General features: G+C 58.5%; 16 protein-coding genes. 5 read left to right on the top strand and 11 right to left on the bottom strand.

All coding sequences use genetic code 11. The features are described 5' to 3' along the window. The first annotated feature begins 89 nt into the window (after positions 1-89). Positions 90-707 (top strand): dihydrofolate reductase family protein, encoded by a 618-nt coding sequence (locus DK391_RS06175; RefSeq protein ID WP_109477103.1) that lies wholly within the window; start codon positions 90-92, stop codon positions 705-707. A 127-nt stretch (positions 708-834) separates the two neighbouring features. Continuing rightward, entirely contained in the window at positions 835-1,620 is a 786-nt protein-coding gene (locus DK391_RS06180) for a DUF4239 domain-containing protein (protein WP_109477104.1), read from the top strand. A 185-nt stretch (positions 1,621-1,805) separates the two neighbouring features. Here DK391_RS06180 and DK391_RS44155 read toward each other — a convergent pair whose 3' ends face one another. The 4 genes from DK391_RS44155 to DK391_RS06195 all read right to left on the bottom strand — a co-directional run bounded on the left by DK391_RS44155 (position 1,806) and on the right by DK391_RS06195 (position 5,065). Further along, positions 1,806-2,387 carry a hypothetical protein gene (locus DK391_RS44155; RefSeq protein ID WP_162600700.1) on the bottom strand — a complete coding sequence of 194 codons (582 nt, stop codon included), beginning with the start codon at positions 2,385-2,387 and terminating at the stop codon, positions 1,806-1,808. A gap of 16 nt (positions 2,388-2,403) precedes the next feature. Beyond that, entirely contained in the window at positions 2,404-2,730 is a 327-nt protein-coding gene (locus DK391_RS44160; RefSeq protein WP_162600701.1) for a hypothetical protein, read from the bottom strand. A gap of 408 nt (positions 2,731-3,138) precedes the next feature. Continuing rightward, on the bottom strand, positions 3,139-3,606 hold the full coding sequence (locus DK391_RS06190) for a YaiI/YqxD family protein (protein WP_109477106.1): 468 nt from the start codon (positions 3,604-3,606) through the stop codon (positions 3,139-3,141). 157 nt (positions 3,607-3,763) lie between these two features. After that, complete coding sequence (locus DK391_RS06195) at positions 3,764-5,065, bottom strand: metallophosphoesterase (protein WP_109477107.1); 1,302 nt, start codon at positions 5,063-5,065, stop codon at positions 3,764-3,766. A gap of 428 nt (positions 5,066-5,493) precedes the next feature. On the opposite strand from DK391_RS06195, the gene DK391_RS06200 reads away from it, so the two are divergent. Next, positions 5,494-6,426 (top strand): hypothetical protein, encoded by a 933-nt coding sequence (locus DK391_RS06200; protein WP_109477108.1) that lies wholly within the window; start codon positions 5,494-5,496, stop codon positions 6,424-6,426. Between the two features lie 45 nt (positions 6,427-6,471). Here DK391_RS06200 and DK391_RS06205 read toward each other — a convergent pair whose 3' ends face one another. Then, the gene (locus DK391_RS06205) at positions 6,472-6,672 is read right to left on the bottom strand and encodes a hypothetical protein (RefSeq protein ID WP_109477109.1); all 201 of its coding nucleotides are present in this window, start codon (positions 6,670-6,672) and stop codon (positions 6,472-6,474) included. Between the two features lie 311 nt (positions 6,673-6,983). Here DK391_RS06205 and DK391_RS06210 point away from each other — a divergent pair, with 311 nt between their 5' ends. Both DK391_RS06210 and DK391_RS06215 read left to right on the top strand, forming a co-directional pair. After that, entirely contained in the window at positions 6,984-7,433 is a 450-nt protein-coding gene (locus DK391_RS06210) for an ester cyclase (protein WP_109477110.1), read from the top strand. A gap of 438 nt (positions 7,434-7,871) precedes the next feature. Further along, a complete protein-coding gene (locus DK391_RS06215) occupies positions 7,872-9,242 on the top strand; it encodes an MATE family efflux transporter (protein WP_109477111.1) in 1,371 nt (456 codons plus the stop codon). Between the two features lie 10 nt (positions 9,243-9,252). Here DK391_RS06215 and DK391_RS06220 read toward each other — a convergent pair whose 3' ends face one another. The 6 genes from DK391_RS06220 to DK391_RS06245 form a co-directional block, all read right to left on the bottom strand. Continuing rightward, on the bottom strand, positions 9,253-9,783 hold the full coding sequence (locus DK391_RS06220) for a GNAT family N-acetyltransferase (RefSeq protein ID WP_109477180.1): 531 nt from the start codon (positions 9,781-9,783) through the stop codon (positions 9,253-9,255). Positions 9,784-9,929: 146 nt separating this feature from the next. Next, on the bottom strand, positions 9,930-10,595 hold the full coding sequence (locus tag DK391_RS06225) for a MarC family protein (RefSeq protein ID WP_239482720.1): 666 nt from the start codon (positions 10,593-10,595) through the stop codon (positions 9,930-9,932). Positions 10,596-10,633: 38 nt separating this feature from the next. Further along, entirely contained in the window at positions 10,634-11,635 is a 1,002-nt protein-coding gene (locus tag DK391_RS06230) for a GTP-binding protein (RefSeq protein ID WP_162600702.1), read from the bottom strand. Then, positions 11,632-13,251 carry an amidohydrolase family protein gene (locus DK391_RS06235; protein WP_109477113.1) on the bottom strand — a complete coding sequence of 540 codons (1,620 nt, stop codon included), beginning with the start codon at positions 13,249-13,251 and terminating at the stop codon, positions 11,632-11,634. Before DK391_RS06235 ends, DK391_RS06230 begins: the two co-directional genes overlap by 4 nt. 226 nt (positions 13,252-13,477) lie before the next feature. Beyond that, positions 13,478-13,975, bottom strand: coding sequence for a GAF domain-containing protein (locus DK391_RS06240; protein ID WP_109477114.1), 498 nt, complete (start codon positions 13,973-13,975; stop codon positions 13,478-13,480). Beyond that, the gene (locus tag DK391_RS06245) at positions 13,975-15,333 is read right to left on the bottom strand and encodes an MFS transporter (RefSeq protein WP_109477182.1); all 1,359 of its coding nucleotides are present in this window, start codon (positions 15,331-15,333) and stop codon (positions 13,975-13,977) included. Before DK391_RS06245 ends, DK391_RS06240 begins: the two co-directional genes overlap by 1 nt. Between the last annotated feature and the right edge of the window lie 59 nt (positions 15,334-15,392).

Consider the following 15,392-nt stretch of genomic DNA (forward strand, 5'->3'; position numbering starts at 1 on the left):
GATAAAGAGCGCAGCGACGGGATGTCGATTCACGTGCGGGCTGTTCGTCGTCTCTACGAACCGACAGTTCCGTCTACATGGAGAAACTCATGCGCAAGCTCACTGTTTCCGTGTTCACGAGTCTGGATGGCGTCGTGCAGGCGCCTGGCGGACCCGCGGAAGATACCAGCGGCGATTTCCGCTTCGGCGGCTGGATCGTCCCTTACGCCGGCGATGCGATCACCGACAATCTGCAAGATCTGCTCGCACAGCCGTTTGAATTGCTGCTCGGGCGCTGCACTTACGACATATTCGCGTCGTATTGGCCGCACGTGCCGGCCGATTCACCTAGCCGCCGTCTCGCCGACCTGTTCAACGGCGTGCCGAAACACGTCGCCACGCATCGGGCCGAAGGCCTCGACTGGCCGAACAGTCACGCGCTGCAAGGCGATCTCGCGGACGCGGTCCGTGCGCTCGCAACCCAGACGGGCGCGAACCTGTTGACGTTCGGCAGTGGAAACATGGTGCGGCAACTGCTAGCTGCGGGTCTGGTGGATGATCTGCGGCTACTGGTGTATCCCGTCATGCTTGGACGCGGCAAGCGCCTGTTCGGTGACGATGCCCAGGCGTCTGCATTCACGCTGGTGCAATCGGCCAGCACGCCGGGCGGTGTGCTCGTGAACCGCTACGTGCGCGATGGCGAGGTGCGCACGGGATCGTTTGCATAGGCGGGCGCGACCCGCAACGTGGCCGAACGTACAGACTCACGATTGCGAACCGTGGTCTGTTTGAGCCTCTGAATTCACCGCATTTTCAGCGATCCACGCTTTTACGCAGCATAAGGAGCAAGCTGCAATGACGAGTACATGGTTGCACAGCCTGCCGCTCGGGCTGATGGCGCTCGCGACATTTGCCCTGACTTTTCTCGTGGGTGCCGTCATCCACGTCGTCACGGGATGGCTTGCGGCCAGCCGGCACGGACGCGCGTATCGGGCTATATCGCCAGGGCTGCTCTCTCCGCTCGGTGTCATCTTCGGGCTATTCATCGCGTTCACGGCCGCACAGGTGTGGAATGACACGGAGCGGGCGAATATCGCGGTCGATACGGAGGCGGGCGCGCTGCGATCCGTTGTCGTCATGTCCGCCGTCTTTCCGGAAGATGCGCAAAAACAGTTGCGCGCGCTCATTCACGACTATATCGAATACACGACGTCAACAGAATGGCCAATGATGGGGCAAGGCTCGGCCACGCTGAAGATCAGTCCGCCTGCGCTGAACAAGGCGCTTCAACTCGCGCTCGCGTTGCCTGCCGTGACGCCCGGACAGCAGACGGCGCAGCGACAGGTTGCGACATCGCTGGAAGTGGCGCTCGAAGCGCGCCGCCAGCGCATCCTGATTAGCCGGTCCGAAGTGAACGGCGTGAAATGGCTGTGTCTGATTTTTCTCGCGGCGTGCCTCATGTTTGCGATCGCGCTGGTTCATTGCGATAACCGGCTGACTTCTGCGGTCGCAACGGGGCTTTTCTGTGCGGCGCTGGCGACGACCATGTTACTGATTCTGTCGCACGACAGGCCATTTACGGGGGAGATTGCGGTGTCGCCTGAGCCGTTGATGCAGGTGATGCCTGCGGATCATGGGTGATCGACGGCTAGTGATTCTGTTTACTCGTGTACGTCGAACTCGACTCGTACGTTGCCGGATGCATCTGTTTTCTTGAGCGCTACAGTCGCAGGGGATAGGGCTGTGCGACTGCGTATCAACCCGCGCAGCAGTTTCAATGTTTGTCTCCTCGTGTCTTGAACATCTGTTAGTGACGCGCGATGTCTTTAGCAAAAGAAATCGACGGCGTAATAGTGTGCTTCCAAATGCCGGATCTTCCATCGACACGCGCTGAATTTCGGCGCGTCGTCAGGCGACTGCAAAGCAACCACGCGTTCTATTTCGACACGCACGCCGCGTTCGAGTGTGCCGGTTTCGTCGTAAGCGATTCGCTGATCAACCTCGCCCGCTTGCACATCCTCTTTTCCCTGAAACAGAATGAATGTCCGCTGAGGGTCGGCATATCGTCGGTTTGCGACCAATGCATCGTAGCTTGCCCGCTTCTCTTCGAACCTGAATTTTTCCGACGCCCATTCGGCGGCATCATGGCCGGGCAAGATCCATTGCGCGGACATATACATGAAGATGACTGAGATCACACACGACGTTACGCGTAAAACGTGGGCGGCCTTAATGGCTGACCATATCGCGATTGCGGCCCAGATCACTGCACACGCAGCAGGAACAAGCATCAGTATGGAAACCATGAACTGATTGCCTGAAACTGCGGCATGACTTATCACGGCGATAGCCGCCGTCGCGCCGAGCAACGGCCAGTTCAGGGAATCGCGGCTTGAAGTGGGACGCATCCTGTTCGCCTGTCACTCAAGCTCTTTGAGAAAAGCTTCTCTGTGGTGGCAAACGCTCGTGTCCCCGATCATCGATTCCGAGAACATGCGCGATGTCGGCGCGGGTTTTGATTACTTCTGGCGTCTCATTCATCGCGTACTTGATGGTTTGCACTGTGACTGCATCGTACGAATGCGCAGTTCCGAGTTCAATGATGGCGTCGCGTGGTTCGAACGATCCCATGCGCGATCGCACCCATCTGAAGTTGGGCGGCTCAATTGTGCCGCGCTTAACCCGTATCCCGGCAAAACTCCATTCGCATCGAATTGCTCTGGGCCGATCCGTGAAGATAAATGTCTTCATGAATAGCATGCGACTAACAAGAACGCCTATTAATATTGAAGCGAGTGCAAAGATCCATGGGCCACTGGCATGGCTATCGCGATGCAACCTTAAACTACTTGCTGCAATGGCAAAGCTGTAGCAGAGCGTCGGCAGTATACGGCCCCGTTTCCGGTACGGCACGACAAGTTGATGAGGCATCTGCGTCCTCTTGTGTGATTCGGCGTCCGCGCAAAAGATGCCGGATTTCGTCAATGAAGTGTTGCCAGTGTGTCACGTGTCTGTAAGAACGAATGTTCGTTCCAGCACTGATCACCGAGCGCGCAACGCACCTGCATCAACGCTCACGCAAAAGTCTTCGAATTCGCCTTTCGAGCGGACTTGCCGATTTGGACATCGCGCAGGTCCGCAATCGAATATCGGCAGGACTCAGGCAGCCCCACCCGACGACGCACGATAACGCGCGAGAAAGCGGTCCAGTTGCGCAGCGAACACCTTGGCGTCGTTTTGCGAATACGGTGCCGGGCCGCCCGTTTCGACGCCGGAACTGCGCAACTGATCCAGCACATCGCGCATGGTCAGGCGCTCCTGGATGTTTTCACGGCTGAACCAGCCTCCGCGTGGGTCGAGCACATGAGCGCCCTTGTCGAGCGCTGCGGCAGCAAGCGGAATGTCCGATGTGATGACCAGGTCGCCACTCGTGACGAGTTCGACGATGCGGTTATCGGCGGCATCGAAACCCGCCGGCACCTGTAACGCCTTGATAAACGGCGACGGCGGCGTGCGCATGTACTGGTTCGCGACCAGCGTGACGCATATTTCGACCCGCCGCGCGGCCCGAAACAGCATCTCCTTGACGACGACGGGGCAGGCGTCTGCGTCGACCAGCACTTGCATGAAAGTATGTCCGATAGTGGGAAGATACCCAATGTTACTGCCCGCGAGCGTTCAAAGCGAATTCTCGTGTCGCGATCGTTCTGAGGTTGAAGGCCGTCACGGTCCGTGCCGGACTGCAATGGCCGGCACGGCTTTCGATAACAACGCCACTACCTATTCAAAAGAAGCTTCGTGCATAGACCTTGGACCCGTCTTCGTCGATGAACTCCTCGGTGAGATCCGCGCCGCTCAGCGTAAGCGAGACCAAACCGTTGTACACGCGTCCGGGATAAAGGAGGTCCGCTACGGTGCGGTTCTCATGCCACACTGCTCCGGGATTGGCGACGAGTGAATCCGGTTCAGCCGCAGGTACTGCGCCGTGACCCGCGCAACGCGCGTGGATGATGCCGGCTTTGCTGACGCTCGATTGCGTTTGGCCGCGCGTGTCCCGGTCGCTGTAGACGATACCCGCGTGCATATGCCCCCAGTACCACCACAATTCGAGTCCCGCAAAGCGAGGCGCAATTTGCGCCCATAGCGCGCTTGGCGTCATGCCATCGACTGAGAGTCCGTTGTGGTGACTGAGAAGGATCGCGCGTTTTGGCTTTGTATAAGTCGCGAGAAGATCATCGAGAAACTTGCATTGGACATCGTCGAGAAAGCCGTGCTGATAGAGATGAATCTCTTCGGCGTGATAGGCAGTGTCGAGTCCAATTACCAGCCAGTCGTCGTTGACCAGCGCAAAGTAGCTGTTCTTTTTTTGCATGGCAAATTGCGCTGCCGTATCCAGCACGGAGTAATACCCTTCTGCGCCCGAATACATTTCATGGTTCGAATTCAGCGTAAAACTTCCTGTCGCGCCTGCACCAGCAGGCCATTTTCCAATGAAGTTATTCTGCTCTTCAATATCCGTCCCCGCGTAATAGACGTCTCCGAGATGAACCGTGTAGGTCGGCGTGAGCGCGTTGATCTGTTTGGCCACCTTCTCGGCGGGCGTGAGCATTCCGTCGGTTCGGTAGTCATAGCCCGTGCCCCAGTCGCCTGCAAGGGCAATCGATGCCTTGGCAGGCAACGAGATAGTCGGCGGATCGGTTCGGAATGGCGCCTTCGTGTCCGGCGAAAAGTGTTCGAGCCAGCACACGGCCGACTCTGTCCACCTCACATCGAGCGATTCATACGGGTTCTTGCCGACGATGTCGCCTTCATCCGAGATCGACGACACGGCCATTTCGCCCGTCGATGTCGGCACCACCTGCGCGTGCATCAGCAGGCTCTTTACGTTGGCGAGAATGTGATGAATCGGCGACGAGTTGGAGTCGCCATTCACAAGATCGGCAGTCTGGCTTTGCGCCTGATTGAGAAGATAGTCGAGCATCTTGTTCTGATCGTCGGTGCCCGTTTTCCGGATGTTCGCGACGGCAGACTGTAATCGCTGCTGCAGGTCCTGGAGATAGTCGCCGTTACCATTTGGGTCGCCCATGGCACGCTCCTCTTGATAGCAATTCGAAAGCCGTATCGACGCATAGTGCGTCGTCGCGTCACTTTCGTTGTGGAGAACAGGAGTTGGAAGATTCAGAACAGAACCGGCGTGAATCTTCATACGTCATCGCCAGCCGAAATCCAGCATAGGACAACGTTTGCGCAGAACGAACCGCCGTCACGACCAATTGGTGTGCTAGCAGACCAAGTGCCGATGAATCAGGCGATGTATTGATTTAGAAAGGGTTGGGAAGCAAATCGACAATGCGATACAGGTAAGTGTTCACGCATGTTGCGCCCGGATGTCACCTTCACGGAATGATCACGCAAGCTGAGGTAGTCTGTGTGCTCTGCAGCATTGTGTCTGTGGGCGGCTGCGCGCCGCCTCGCAAGACGACCGTGATTGTGACCAGATGGAGGAAACCCACTGTGGCTACAAAGAATGGCGGTACGCTGTATGTCCTTCAGACACGTCCACCCGCGATCATCGCGCTATCACCGGATGGCTCGCACGAAGTGGTTGTTGCGAACCTCACGCGCACGCCCGACGGCATCAAGGTCGATGCCGAAACCAGCACGGTCTACTGGACCAATATGGGAACGGGCATCCATCTGATCGACAGCGATCCGCCGCCGGGCGCCGTTCCGCCCAACGACGGCACCATCGAAAGCGCGAAGCTCGATGGCAGCGAACATCGCGTGCTGGTGGCTTCGGGTCTGGCTGGAACGCCGAAAGAACTCGTGCTCGACAAGGAAAGCGATCACCTGTACTGGTGCGACCGTGAAGGCATGCGCGTGATGCGCTCACGCCTGGATGGCTCGGAGGTGACGGTGCTGGTGCGCACGGGAAATTTTCCGGACGATACCAACGATGCGAAGCGCCATTGCGTAGGCGTCGTGCTGGACAAGGCAAACGGCCACATCTACTGGACCCAGAAGGGCTCACCCGATGCAGGAGAGGGTCGCATCTTCCGTGCTGGCATCGATCTGCCGGCAGGCGAAGCGCCTGATGGGCGCAGCGATATCGAATGCCTGCTCGCGGATCTGCCGGAACCGATCGATCTCGACATCGATCATCGCGACCACATGCTGTACTGGACGGATCGCGGCGACGATACGCACGATGGCAACACCCTCAATCGCGCGAAAATCACGCCGTCCGGACTCGCCAATCATGAAGTGCTCGCTCACGATCTGCAGGAAGGCATCGGCGTATCGCTGGACGCGCAGGGGCGCCGTGCATTCGTGACCGATCTGGGCGGCAACGTGCGCGAGTTGGACATCGATACGAAGGAAGCGTCACATTTCACCACCGTTGCGCATCTCGGACCGCTGACGGGTATCGACTACGCCGAAGTCTAGACTTATCTTTCACGACCACCCGTGACCGGTTCGGGTGGTCGTGCCTCACTGTCCGCTCTCGCGCGACATCGCGTCAACCTCCTCAGCATCGGTCGCATCTGAAAGCGACGCCTGTTCAACCGGCTCGATGCTGGCGGCGAGGCCCGTCGTCAATCCCGCATGACGCTCGAACAAGGCCCGGAGTTCAGGACGCAATCCATCTCCGCGTTGGGCTGCGAGCGCGTGAAGCGATAGTAACGGCAACATGATCGGACTCCAGTCGTTGAAGGACAGGCGAGTCGCGTATCGCACCATTCACCCACCAGGAATCTCGCCTGCTGTGCGATGCATGCACACGATATGGCGGCCACTTCGCACAGGCACTCCGATTCTTGCTGTCTCATCGCTATCCATCCACAGTCTCTGTTTGCTTCGCCAGCATGGCGTGCGTCATGTTCCCGTGTGTCGAGTATTGCAGCAAGAAACGAGGCGCACCCTGCTGCCTGCATCAATATCGTTCAGGCAGAGGGAAGCGAAAACGTCTCTCTCGTTCAACTTCAGTCAATGAGGAACACACCATGTCCAAGGAAGATGACAACAAAGCCGTCGTGGGGCGCTGGTTCACCCATTTCTGGGGCGAACAATGCGATCTCAACATCGTCGACGAACTCGCTGCGCCCGACATGCTCCTTCAATACTCGTTGCATGAGCCGCGACGTGGTCGCGAAGACATCAAGGCATTCATGAGCGATTTCCGTGCAGCGTTTCCGGACCTCAATTTCTGGGGCGCCGCCGATCTTATCGCCGAGGGAGATTATGTCGTTGGCCGTTGGGAAGGCGGCGGCACGCATACGGGCATCGCATTCAGCGATTTTCTCGCTGGGTCGCTACCCGCTGCGACAGGCCGGACAATGCGCTTCACGGGCACGACAGTGCTGAAGCTCAAGGACGGCAAGATCGTCGAAGAAATCGGGCTGGATGACGGCGTGAAAGCGCTTCAACAACTCGAACTCATCAAGCTGGCGTGATCGAACTCGCCGCGTTTGCGCATTTCGCTAGCAACGCTATGCGCATCTAGCAGCAACCCGACAACGGGCCGAGGTGCACCTCGGCCCGTTTCATCTGTCTTTGCGTGAATCAGGATTCGCTTAACAACACCACCAGGAACTTTTGTTTGCCTGCGCGACTCCAACTACTCGCATCGCAATTGATGCATCGTGAAAGCCTGAAGCGGCATCTGCGCCCAATTCGCAGGTAGCCCGTCACGCATTCCTCTCGTAGCCCGCTGGCGCATTCTCGCGTCGCCAGACCGCGCGCTACACAGTCTTGTCATCCCTATGTGACTCGCGTGTTTTCGCACTGAGTCCATACCGCGCTTTTGCGCCATGCCAAAACCTTGACTTGCACGTCAATCATTTCACGTGCTCATCCTGGCGTGCCTAGCGAGTAACGTCGGATTGTCAGCTATGTATTCTCTCAACAACGCTTCTCTCGTTCGTCGATACACGAACTATGCAGTGCCTACCGTACTCGCCGCATGGGCGTACTGTATGCACTCCGTCATCAGCGGCATTTTTATCGGACGTTACGTCGGCGCCGATGCGCTTGCCGCATTGAACCTGCTCGTCCCTTTGCTTTATTTGCCTTATGCATTCAGCGTGATGATCGGCGTCGGTGGATCGACGCTGGTATCCCGCCTGCTCGGCGAGCGGCGCGAGCACGATGCCGCCGCAGCCTTTACGCAAGCCCTGTGTCTGATCGCCCTGTGCGGCCTCGCATTTGCGCTCGCAATCTATTTCTATGCCGACACGTTCGTGCAATGGACAGGCGCACGCGGTGAACTCGCGAGCCTCGCCAAAGACTTCCTGCACGCCTACGCACCGTTCGTGCTGTTCCCGACGGCATGCTATGCGCTCGAACTGTTTCTGCGTATCGAAGGTGCAGCCCGCTTCGGACTCGTCTGCCTGACCGCCGGCGGTATCGCCGATGTCGTGCTGACATGGTGGATGGTGGGCCATCTGCATTGGGGCATGCGCGGCGCAGCGCTGGCATCTGGCATCAGTCAGGCGCTCGCATGCTTGCCGATGCTGGCTTATCACTTCGTCAAGGCACGACACTGTCGTCCTGTTGTCCATGCCTTTACGCGTCTCGATCACGCGTGGCGCATGGCTTACAACGGCACGTCGGAGTTTCTCGGCGAGATCGCGCCCAGCGTCACGATCTTCGCGTTCAATCACGCGGTGTTGCGCTGGCTCGGCGACACGGGGTTGGTCGCCTTCGCAGTGGTCGAGTACATGTCGATGATCGCGTCGGTCACGATGATCGCGCTGGTGCAAAGCATGCAGCCGATCGTGAGCTTCGAGCGCGGTGCAGGCAACCAGCAGGCCGTCTCGCGCGCATTCGCGATCGGCATCACGTTGACGGCGGGTTTCGCACTTGCTGCGGCGCTGGCGGTCCTCACCGTCGCACAACCGCTCGGCGCGTTGTTCGTGCCCAACAGTCCGGCAGCGCAGGCAATACTGCGCGACGCACTACCATGGTGTGCTTTAGCGTTCGTGCCCGCTGCCATCAACGTGGCGATCAGCGGTTATCTGACGGCCATCGAAGCACCGCTTGCATCGATGATCGTCGCCCTGCTGCGCAGCTGGCTGTTGCTGCTGGCCATGCTCTGGTTGCTGACGGAATGGCTCGGGCCGCATGGCATCTGGATGACCGTCGCCATCACCGAACTGGTGACGCTCGTCGCGAGCATCGTGCTATATCGCACACGTGGCCGGCGTCTGTCGCTAGCTGCGCCTGCGTCGAACTCGGCGAACGGCACGCAGGCGCTGCTATAAGCAAAGGCGTTTAGCCATCCACGGGTTGAGCGGGTGTGTCGAGCAGCAACTGATAAAACGCAAGGTCCAGCCAGCGGCCGAACTTGAACCCGACTTCCGGCAACGTGCCCACGTGCCGGAAGCCAAGCCGTTCGTGCAAGGCAATGCTGCCGCTATTCGTCGCGTCGATACCGCCGATCAGCGCGTGCACGTTGTTCTGTCTGGCGGCAGCGATGATCTCTTGCATCACCACGCGCCCCAAGCCTTTGCCGCGATGACCGCCATGGATATACACGGAGTGCTCCACCGTGTATTTGTATGCGGGCCACGCGCGGAATGTGCCATAGCTGCCGAAGCCGAGCAGCACGCCATCGCTGTCTTCGACGCCAATCACCGGGAAGCCGCCCGCGCGCTTCGCCTCGAACCACGCGACCATGTTCTGCGGCGTCCGCGCCTTGTAGTCATACAGCGCGGTCGAATTGACGATCGCATCGTTGAATATCGCAAGGATTGCGTCAGCGTGACGCTCGAATGTGCATTGGACGATGGTGTGTTCAGTCATCATGTGTTCCCGGTTGGCGGAAAGCCATTTCAACCCGTTCGATCGGCGGTAGTTTCCAGTATATTGGAATTATTTCCAGAAAACTAACATTTTGGGGCGATCGTTCGGAGACCCAAGCCGATGGCGACGGGAAACATCGCTGCGTATCAATGCAATTGCAGGCTGCCGATCAATCCGGACGCGCCGATCCACAGCAACTGAACGCCAATGCAGAAAAGCACGAATGCGAAGAGGCGCATCGCGATCTGCGTACCCGTCGTTCCCAACAGCCGTTCTAGCCGACCCGCATACCGCACGCACAGGAAAATGCTCAGGCAAAGCAGCACCAGCGCAACGCCGACACCGGCAAGATGCACTGGCTGCAAGCCCGCATGCGGCGAACCCGTCCCAAGCGCAATCGCGACGGCAATCGATCCCGGTCCAACCGTAATCGGCAATGTCAGCGGATAAAACGCCTTGGTTCGCAGCGACGCCGCGCGGCTGGCCTCAGGCATGGGAGGCGCCGTGTTGTCCTCGGCAGGCGCCTGCAGCAGGCCCCAGCCAGCCATTGCGATGACCACGCCGCCCGCCACACGCAACACGTTCTCTGAAATGCCGAAGAACGACAGCACATACGCGCCAACCGACAGCGACGCGAGCAGAATGACGAAACCGTTGATCGCGATGCGCCGGGCAAGCTCTGCAAGTTCGCGGTCACTGGCGCCTCGCACCATGCTCAAGATGATCAGTGCAACAGCCGGCGGGTTGATGATCGGAAAGAGCGTGGTGACGATCAGTAGCACCGACTTCGAAAATTCGTGCAGCATCGACATGACGTGGGCTCGTTATACGTTGATGTAGAAAACCTGCATCAGCTTTGCAGGGACGTCCAGCGTATCGAGCCGTTCATGGCGAAGGCTTCGAAATCCGCCATGCCGCAATCTCGCGCAATGAAGATCGCGGCCATGTCCTGGTTAGTCGAAGTGTTCGAAGCGCTCAGCCGGCGCGGTTGCGCGAACGTCGTGCCGACGCTTTGCAAGAGCACGCGTTCCCCTTCTGCAGGACCGGCGACAATGGCTTTCATCCTCAACAGCCGCTCACCGATCGCGCCGGAAATGTCTTCGATCCAGTCGAGTGTCTGTTCCCATTCGGGCGCCGCGCGAAAGCGCGCGCAAAAGACGCGCACGCGTGGATGGAGCAAAGCACGCGGCGCGCTGCCTTGCGATTCCGGCACTGACCAGTCGAATGATTTCGCGTCCGGCGTATAGCGGAATGCTTCCCGCGCCCGAATAGCGATTGCAGAATCATCGACGATACGCGCTAACGGATTGAGTCTTTCAAGCTTCTCGCGCCCAAGTTGCCTCTGTTGCGCAGTAACCAGATCTGTCTTGGTGAGCACGATCGTGTGTGCTGCGCCGAGTTGTGCGGCCACGTTGTCGAAATCATCCGAATCCAGCGGCGAGCGGCTGCAATCGTAGGTAACGACGACATGAATGCGCAATCCCATCGCCGAGAGCGGATTCAACGAACGGATCACTTCTCCGGGACGGGACAAGCCGCTGCACTCAAGAACGATACGTTCGAACGCAGGTTGTGCCGTGTTCGCACGCGTTTCCACGAGATCTTCGATCGTGGTGACGAGATCATTGGTCAGCGAGCAGCACACACAGCCGTTGCTGAGCGTGGCCATCGGCGCGCCACGTGCCGATTCCGACAGCACGGCACCGTCGATATTGATCGCGCCGACTTCGTTGACGATGACTGCGGTGGTTGCTGCCGCTTCGTCATCGACAAGCAATGCCTCGAGCAGCGTAGTCTTCCCGCTTCCGAGCATGCCGGCCAGCACCACGAACTGAGTTGTCTGCTGATTCATTTTGCCTGCTCCGCGTTCTTGTGGAAGGGCGTCTCGCCTTTCGGCCATGTGGTCGCGACCATGTCGCGCACATCACCGAGCAGTTCATCGACATCGAACACGACGCCCGATTTGATGGTGAACTCGAGCGCGCGCTTCTGTTCGACGGCTCCGAGTTCGTCGTTCAGGCGCAATGCGCCCGTGCCGTAGAGCAGTTTGAAATCGGCAAGCGGATTCTCGCGATGCACCAGCACGTCGGCGCGCCGGCCCACTTCGAGCACACCCGCCTCTTTGCCGATGCCGAGCAGATCCGCGGCGTGCGAAGTCCCTGCACGCAAGACTTCGGACGGCAGGAAGCCCGCCTCCTGAAACAGCTCCAGTTCGCGCACGTAACCGAAGCCGTAGATCTGATACATGAAACCCGAATCGCTTCCCGGACAGACGCGCCCGCCGCGATTCTTGTAGTCGTTCAGAAAGTGCATCAGGATTCGGTAGCTCTCGCGCCATTCCACTTCGTTCTTTACTGACCAGCGGTAAAAGTACGCGCCATGTCCGCCACGTTGCGGCTGGAAGTACTTCCAGGTGGTCTGATCCGTGTAGGCGTCGTGCCATTCCGCGCGGCGTGCGCGCATGACGTCGCGATTGCCGTCATAGACGTTCAAGGTCGGCACGAATGTATGTCCCACTTCGAGAAACGCGTCCAGCACGTCATTCCATTTCTGTGAGCCGGGTTGGGCTGCCTGGAGAAAGGTCTGCCCTGCCGTGGAGAAGCGCAAGTACTCGTCGTTGTAATCGTAGTCGTCGGCGATGGTTTGCAACGAACGTCCATCGAACAGCGCTTCAGGAATGCCGTATGAGTGCTCGGTACTCGTCAATCCCCAGCGTGCTGTCCTCAAGGCGTTCATGCTGCCAACCGTTAACTGCGCGTGATGGCAGCATGCACGCAGACCCAGCTTGCTGCATTCATCGAGTGCCGCCTGCATGATGGCCGGCGGTGCGCCGAAGAATTTCACGCCTTCTGCACCTTTGTCGCGCGCGGCTCTCAGCCATTCGCGGCCTTCTTCCGGGCTATAGATGGTCTTCAGATAATCGTTGACGGCGGGAAAATACACATAAGGGTAAAGATGCGGCGCGGAAATGCGGTTGGCCTCTGCAGCGGCTTTCTGTTCGCGTGTCCATGCAAGACCGTTCATACATCCTGCTTCGCGCACCGACGTCACACCGTGTGCGAGCCAAAGTTTGTAGATGTAATCGGCGGGCAGCATCTCTCCGTTCTCGGCATGAAAGGGCGTGCCGATATGCGCGTGACTGTCGATAAAACCCGGCGTCACGTACTTGCCGTAGCAATCGATTTCCCGGTCGCCGGGCGCTGGCCGCCCTTCCTGCTTCAGCGGCTTGCGAGGCACACCGACCACCGCGATTTCGCTGATCTTGCCATTTTCGATCACGATGTCGGCCGGACCGAACGGTGGCGCGCCCGTGCCGTCGATGACGGTCGCACCGCGCAACACCAGCCGCTGAAAAGGGCCTGCGCCACGATCTCTCTGCGTCGCAGGCTTCAACTGTTTAAGGCCCTTTCTCGCGAAACCTTCAACCATCTCTTCGCCGACTTCGATAGCCGTTTTCGTCACGCTCATCGCATACCTCACCGTTCTGATGGATTAATCCAGTCACGATGAATTCGTGACATGATGTGTGTTTTCACTGTGATGGAATGTTCAACAGCGCACTGCGAGTCGAACATCGATAAAGCTTTCTTTTATTTATAAATAGCTTAGTTATCCAGAGTTAGATAACAATTAAGGCAGAACCTTTATCTTGTTCTATCGCGCGTGATTCTATTGATTCAGCGCGAGGATTGGTTCAGCGTACAGCAACCGGTTTCTGTATCAACTCCGGCAACACGAACTGCGCGACCAGCCTGACGGCGTCGATATCGAGGTCCACGTATCGGCCTTCTTCCGCCAGCATGTTGAGCGTGCCAACCGTTCTTCCACGCCAGCGAACCGGCAGGTTCACGACACTCCCCAAGCCGAGTGCCGCGAGGCTTTCATGCTGGTCGAACACGCGCCGCAGATCTTCCACGCGGTGAGCAACGTAGGCCACGCCGTCGCGCACGACCGAATCTGCCCATGTTGACGATGCAATCAGATTTCTCGCACCGACAGGATAGGTTTCGTCGCTGCTATAGAGGCGCTCCGCCTCCGTGACGGCGTCGTCGTACGTCAGGATGGTCAGTAGCTTATGGCCTGCAATCCGCTGCAAAGCGCGGTCGATAGCACGATAGACATCTACAGCGTGAAGCGCATTACGACATTGGTGTTCGACAGCAAGCAATTCGGTCAGCAGATCCGCGCGCATCAGTTCAACTCCGCCGTAGCGATCGCTTCCAGCGAAACACCCTTGGTTTTGGGTCCAAAAAGCAAGACCGCGATTGCTCCAGCGACCAGCACGGCAGTCGTCACCGCGAACACACCAGCAAATCCGACTACGGGAAAGATATAGCCGACGACGATGGGCGACGCGATCGCCCCGATGCGTCCAATCGCCGATGCAGTGCCGGAACCCGTGGTTCGAATGGCCGTCGGAAAGATCTCCGACGTGTACGCATAGACGCCCGCATAGGCGCCATTCATCGCGAAGGAAAGGCAGGCACCTGCGATCATGATCGACGCGTTATCGTGTGCTATCGCCATCGCCAGCGCGGCAACCACACCCGTTGCCATATACAGGACGATAGTCGCCTTTCGCCCAATCTTCTCATTCAGCCATGCAGCCGAGAAATAACCGGGAATCTGCGCCAGATAGATGGCAAACGAATAGCCAAAGCTCTTCGTGATACTCATTCCATGCTGGACGAGCAAGCCGGGAATCCACGTGAAGAACAGGTAATAGCTGAAGGTGATGGACAGCCACATCGCCCACGTCATGGCAGTGACGCGCGCCTGCTTGCCGGACCAGAGCGCCAGGAAGTTGGAAGCCAGCGATGGCTTGCCGACGATGTCGGCAGAATCAGGTTCGACCTCCATGGGTTCACGCCGCGTACCGACAGCGAACTGTGTTTCGATTCTCTCGACAATCGCTCTCGCCTCGACATGCCGGCCACGACTTTCCAGCCATCGCGGCGATTCGTCGAGCGCGCGGCGCCACCAAAGCAGCATCCCGATTGGCAGCGCGGTAATCACCATCACGATCCGCCAGCCGTCCGCGAATGTCGGAATGACGAGATAACCAAGCGCTGCCGCCGCAACGAAGCCAAATGAAAAGAAGCCGGTCAATGCGCCCACGAACGTGCCGCGATAGCGTTTGGCGACAAATTCCGTCAGGTACGGCGCGATAATTGCGCTTTCTGCACCGGTGCCCGCGCCTGCCACTACTCGCGCAATCAGAAACGACGGCCAGCTCGTGGTGGTCGCGCAATACAACGATGCCAGCGCGTAGATCGCGAGTGCATACATCATCACGCGCCGCCGGCCATAGAGATCACCCAGCGCGCCTGCGAACAGCGCCCCGAAGAAAAACCCGATATAGGTTGCGCTGCCAAGCACGCCCGTTTGCACGCTGGTCAACGACCATTGCACGCGCAACACGGGCAGCATGAAGGCCATCACGGCCGCGTCCATTGCATCGAACGTGTAACCCAATCCGCCGATGAAAAGGAGGCGGCGATGGTACGACGAATATGGCCAGCTTTCGATTCTCGACGCAACGAATGACACGATGGACTCCGCACCAATGGGTTGATTGCGCATTGTGCTAGCTCATTTTTATGACGACA

It is taken from the genome of Paraburkholderia sp. C35, from assembly GCF_003121405.1.
Classification (GTDB): domain Bacteria; phylum Pseudomonadota; class Gammaproteobacteria; order Burkholderiales; family Burkholderiaceae; genus Paraburkholderia.

Excerpts from the sequence above, each read along its gene's own strand:
- DK391_RS06175 (WP_109477103.1), top strand. The coding sequence starts at position 90 with ATGCGCAAGCTCACTGTTTCCGTGTTCACGAGTCTGGATGGCGTCGTG.
- DK391_RS06180 (WP_109477104.1), top strand. The coding sequence starts at position 835 with ATGACGAGTACATGGTTGCACAGCCTGCCGCTCGGGCTGATGGCGCTC.
- DK391_RS06215 (WP_109477111.1), top strand. The coding sequence starts at position 7,872 with ATGTATTCTCTCAACAACGCTTCTCTCGTTCGTCGATACACGAACTAT.
- DK391_RS06205 (WP_109477109.1), bottom strand. The coding sequence starts at position 6,672 with ATGTTGCCGTTACTATCGCTTCACGCGCTCGCAGCCCAACGCGGAGAT.
- DK391_RS06225 (WP_239482720.1), bottom strand. The coding sequence starts at position 10,595 with ATGTCGATGCTGCACGAATTTTCGAAGTCGGTGCTACTGATCGTCACC.
- DK391_RS06195 (WP_109477107.1), bottom strand. The coding sequence starts at position 5,065 with ATGGGCGACCCAAATGGTAACGGCGACTATCTCCAGGACCTGCAGCAG.
- DK391_RS06210 (WP_109477110.1), top strand. The coding sequence starts at position 6,984 with ATGTCCAAGGAAGATGACAACAAAGCCGTCGTGGGGCGCTGGTTCACC.
- DK391_RS06240 (WP_109477114.1), bottom strand. The coding sequence starts at position 13,975 with ATGCGCGCGGATCTGCTGACCGAATTGCTTGCTGTCGAACACCAATGT.
- DK391_RS44155 (WP_162600700.1), bottom strand. The coding sequence starts at position 2,387 with ATGCGTCCCACTTCAAGCCGCGATTCCCTGAACTGGCCGTTGCTCGGC.
- DK391_RS06220 (WP_109477180.1), bottom strand. The coding sequence starts at position 9,783 with ATGACTGAACACACCATCGTCCAATGCACATTCGAGCGTCACGCTGAC.
- DK391_RS44160 (WP_162600701.1), bottom strand. The coding sequence starts at position 2,730 with ATGAAGACATTTATCTTCACGGATCGGCCCAGAGCAATTCGATGCGAA.
- DK391_RS06230 (WP_162600702.1), bottom strand. The coding sequence starts at position 11,635 with ATGAATCAGCAGACAACTCAGTTCGTGGTGCTGGCCGGCATGCTCGGA.
- DK391_RS06190 (WP_109477106.1), bottom strand. The coding sequence starts at position 3,606 with ATGCAAGTGCTGGTCGACGCAGACGCCTGCCCCGTCGTCGTCAAGGAG.
- DK391_RS06235 (WP_109477113.1), bottom strand. The coding sequence starts at position 13,251 with ATGAGCGTGACGAAAACGGCTATCGAAGTCGGCGAAGAGATGGTTGAA.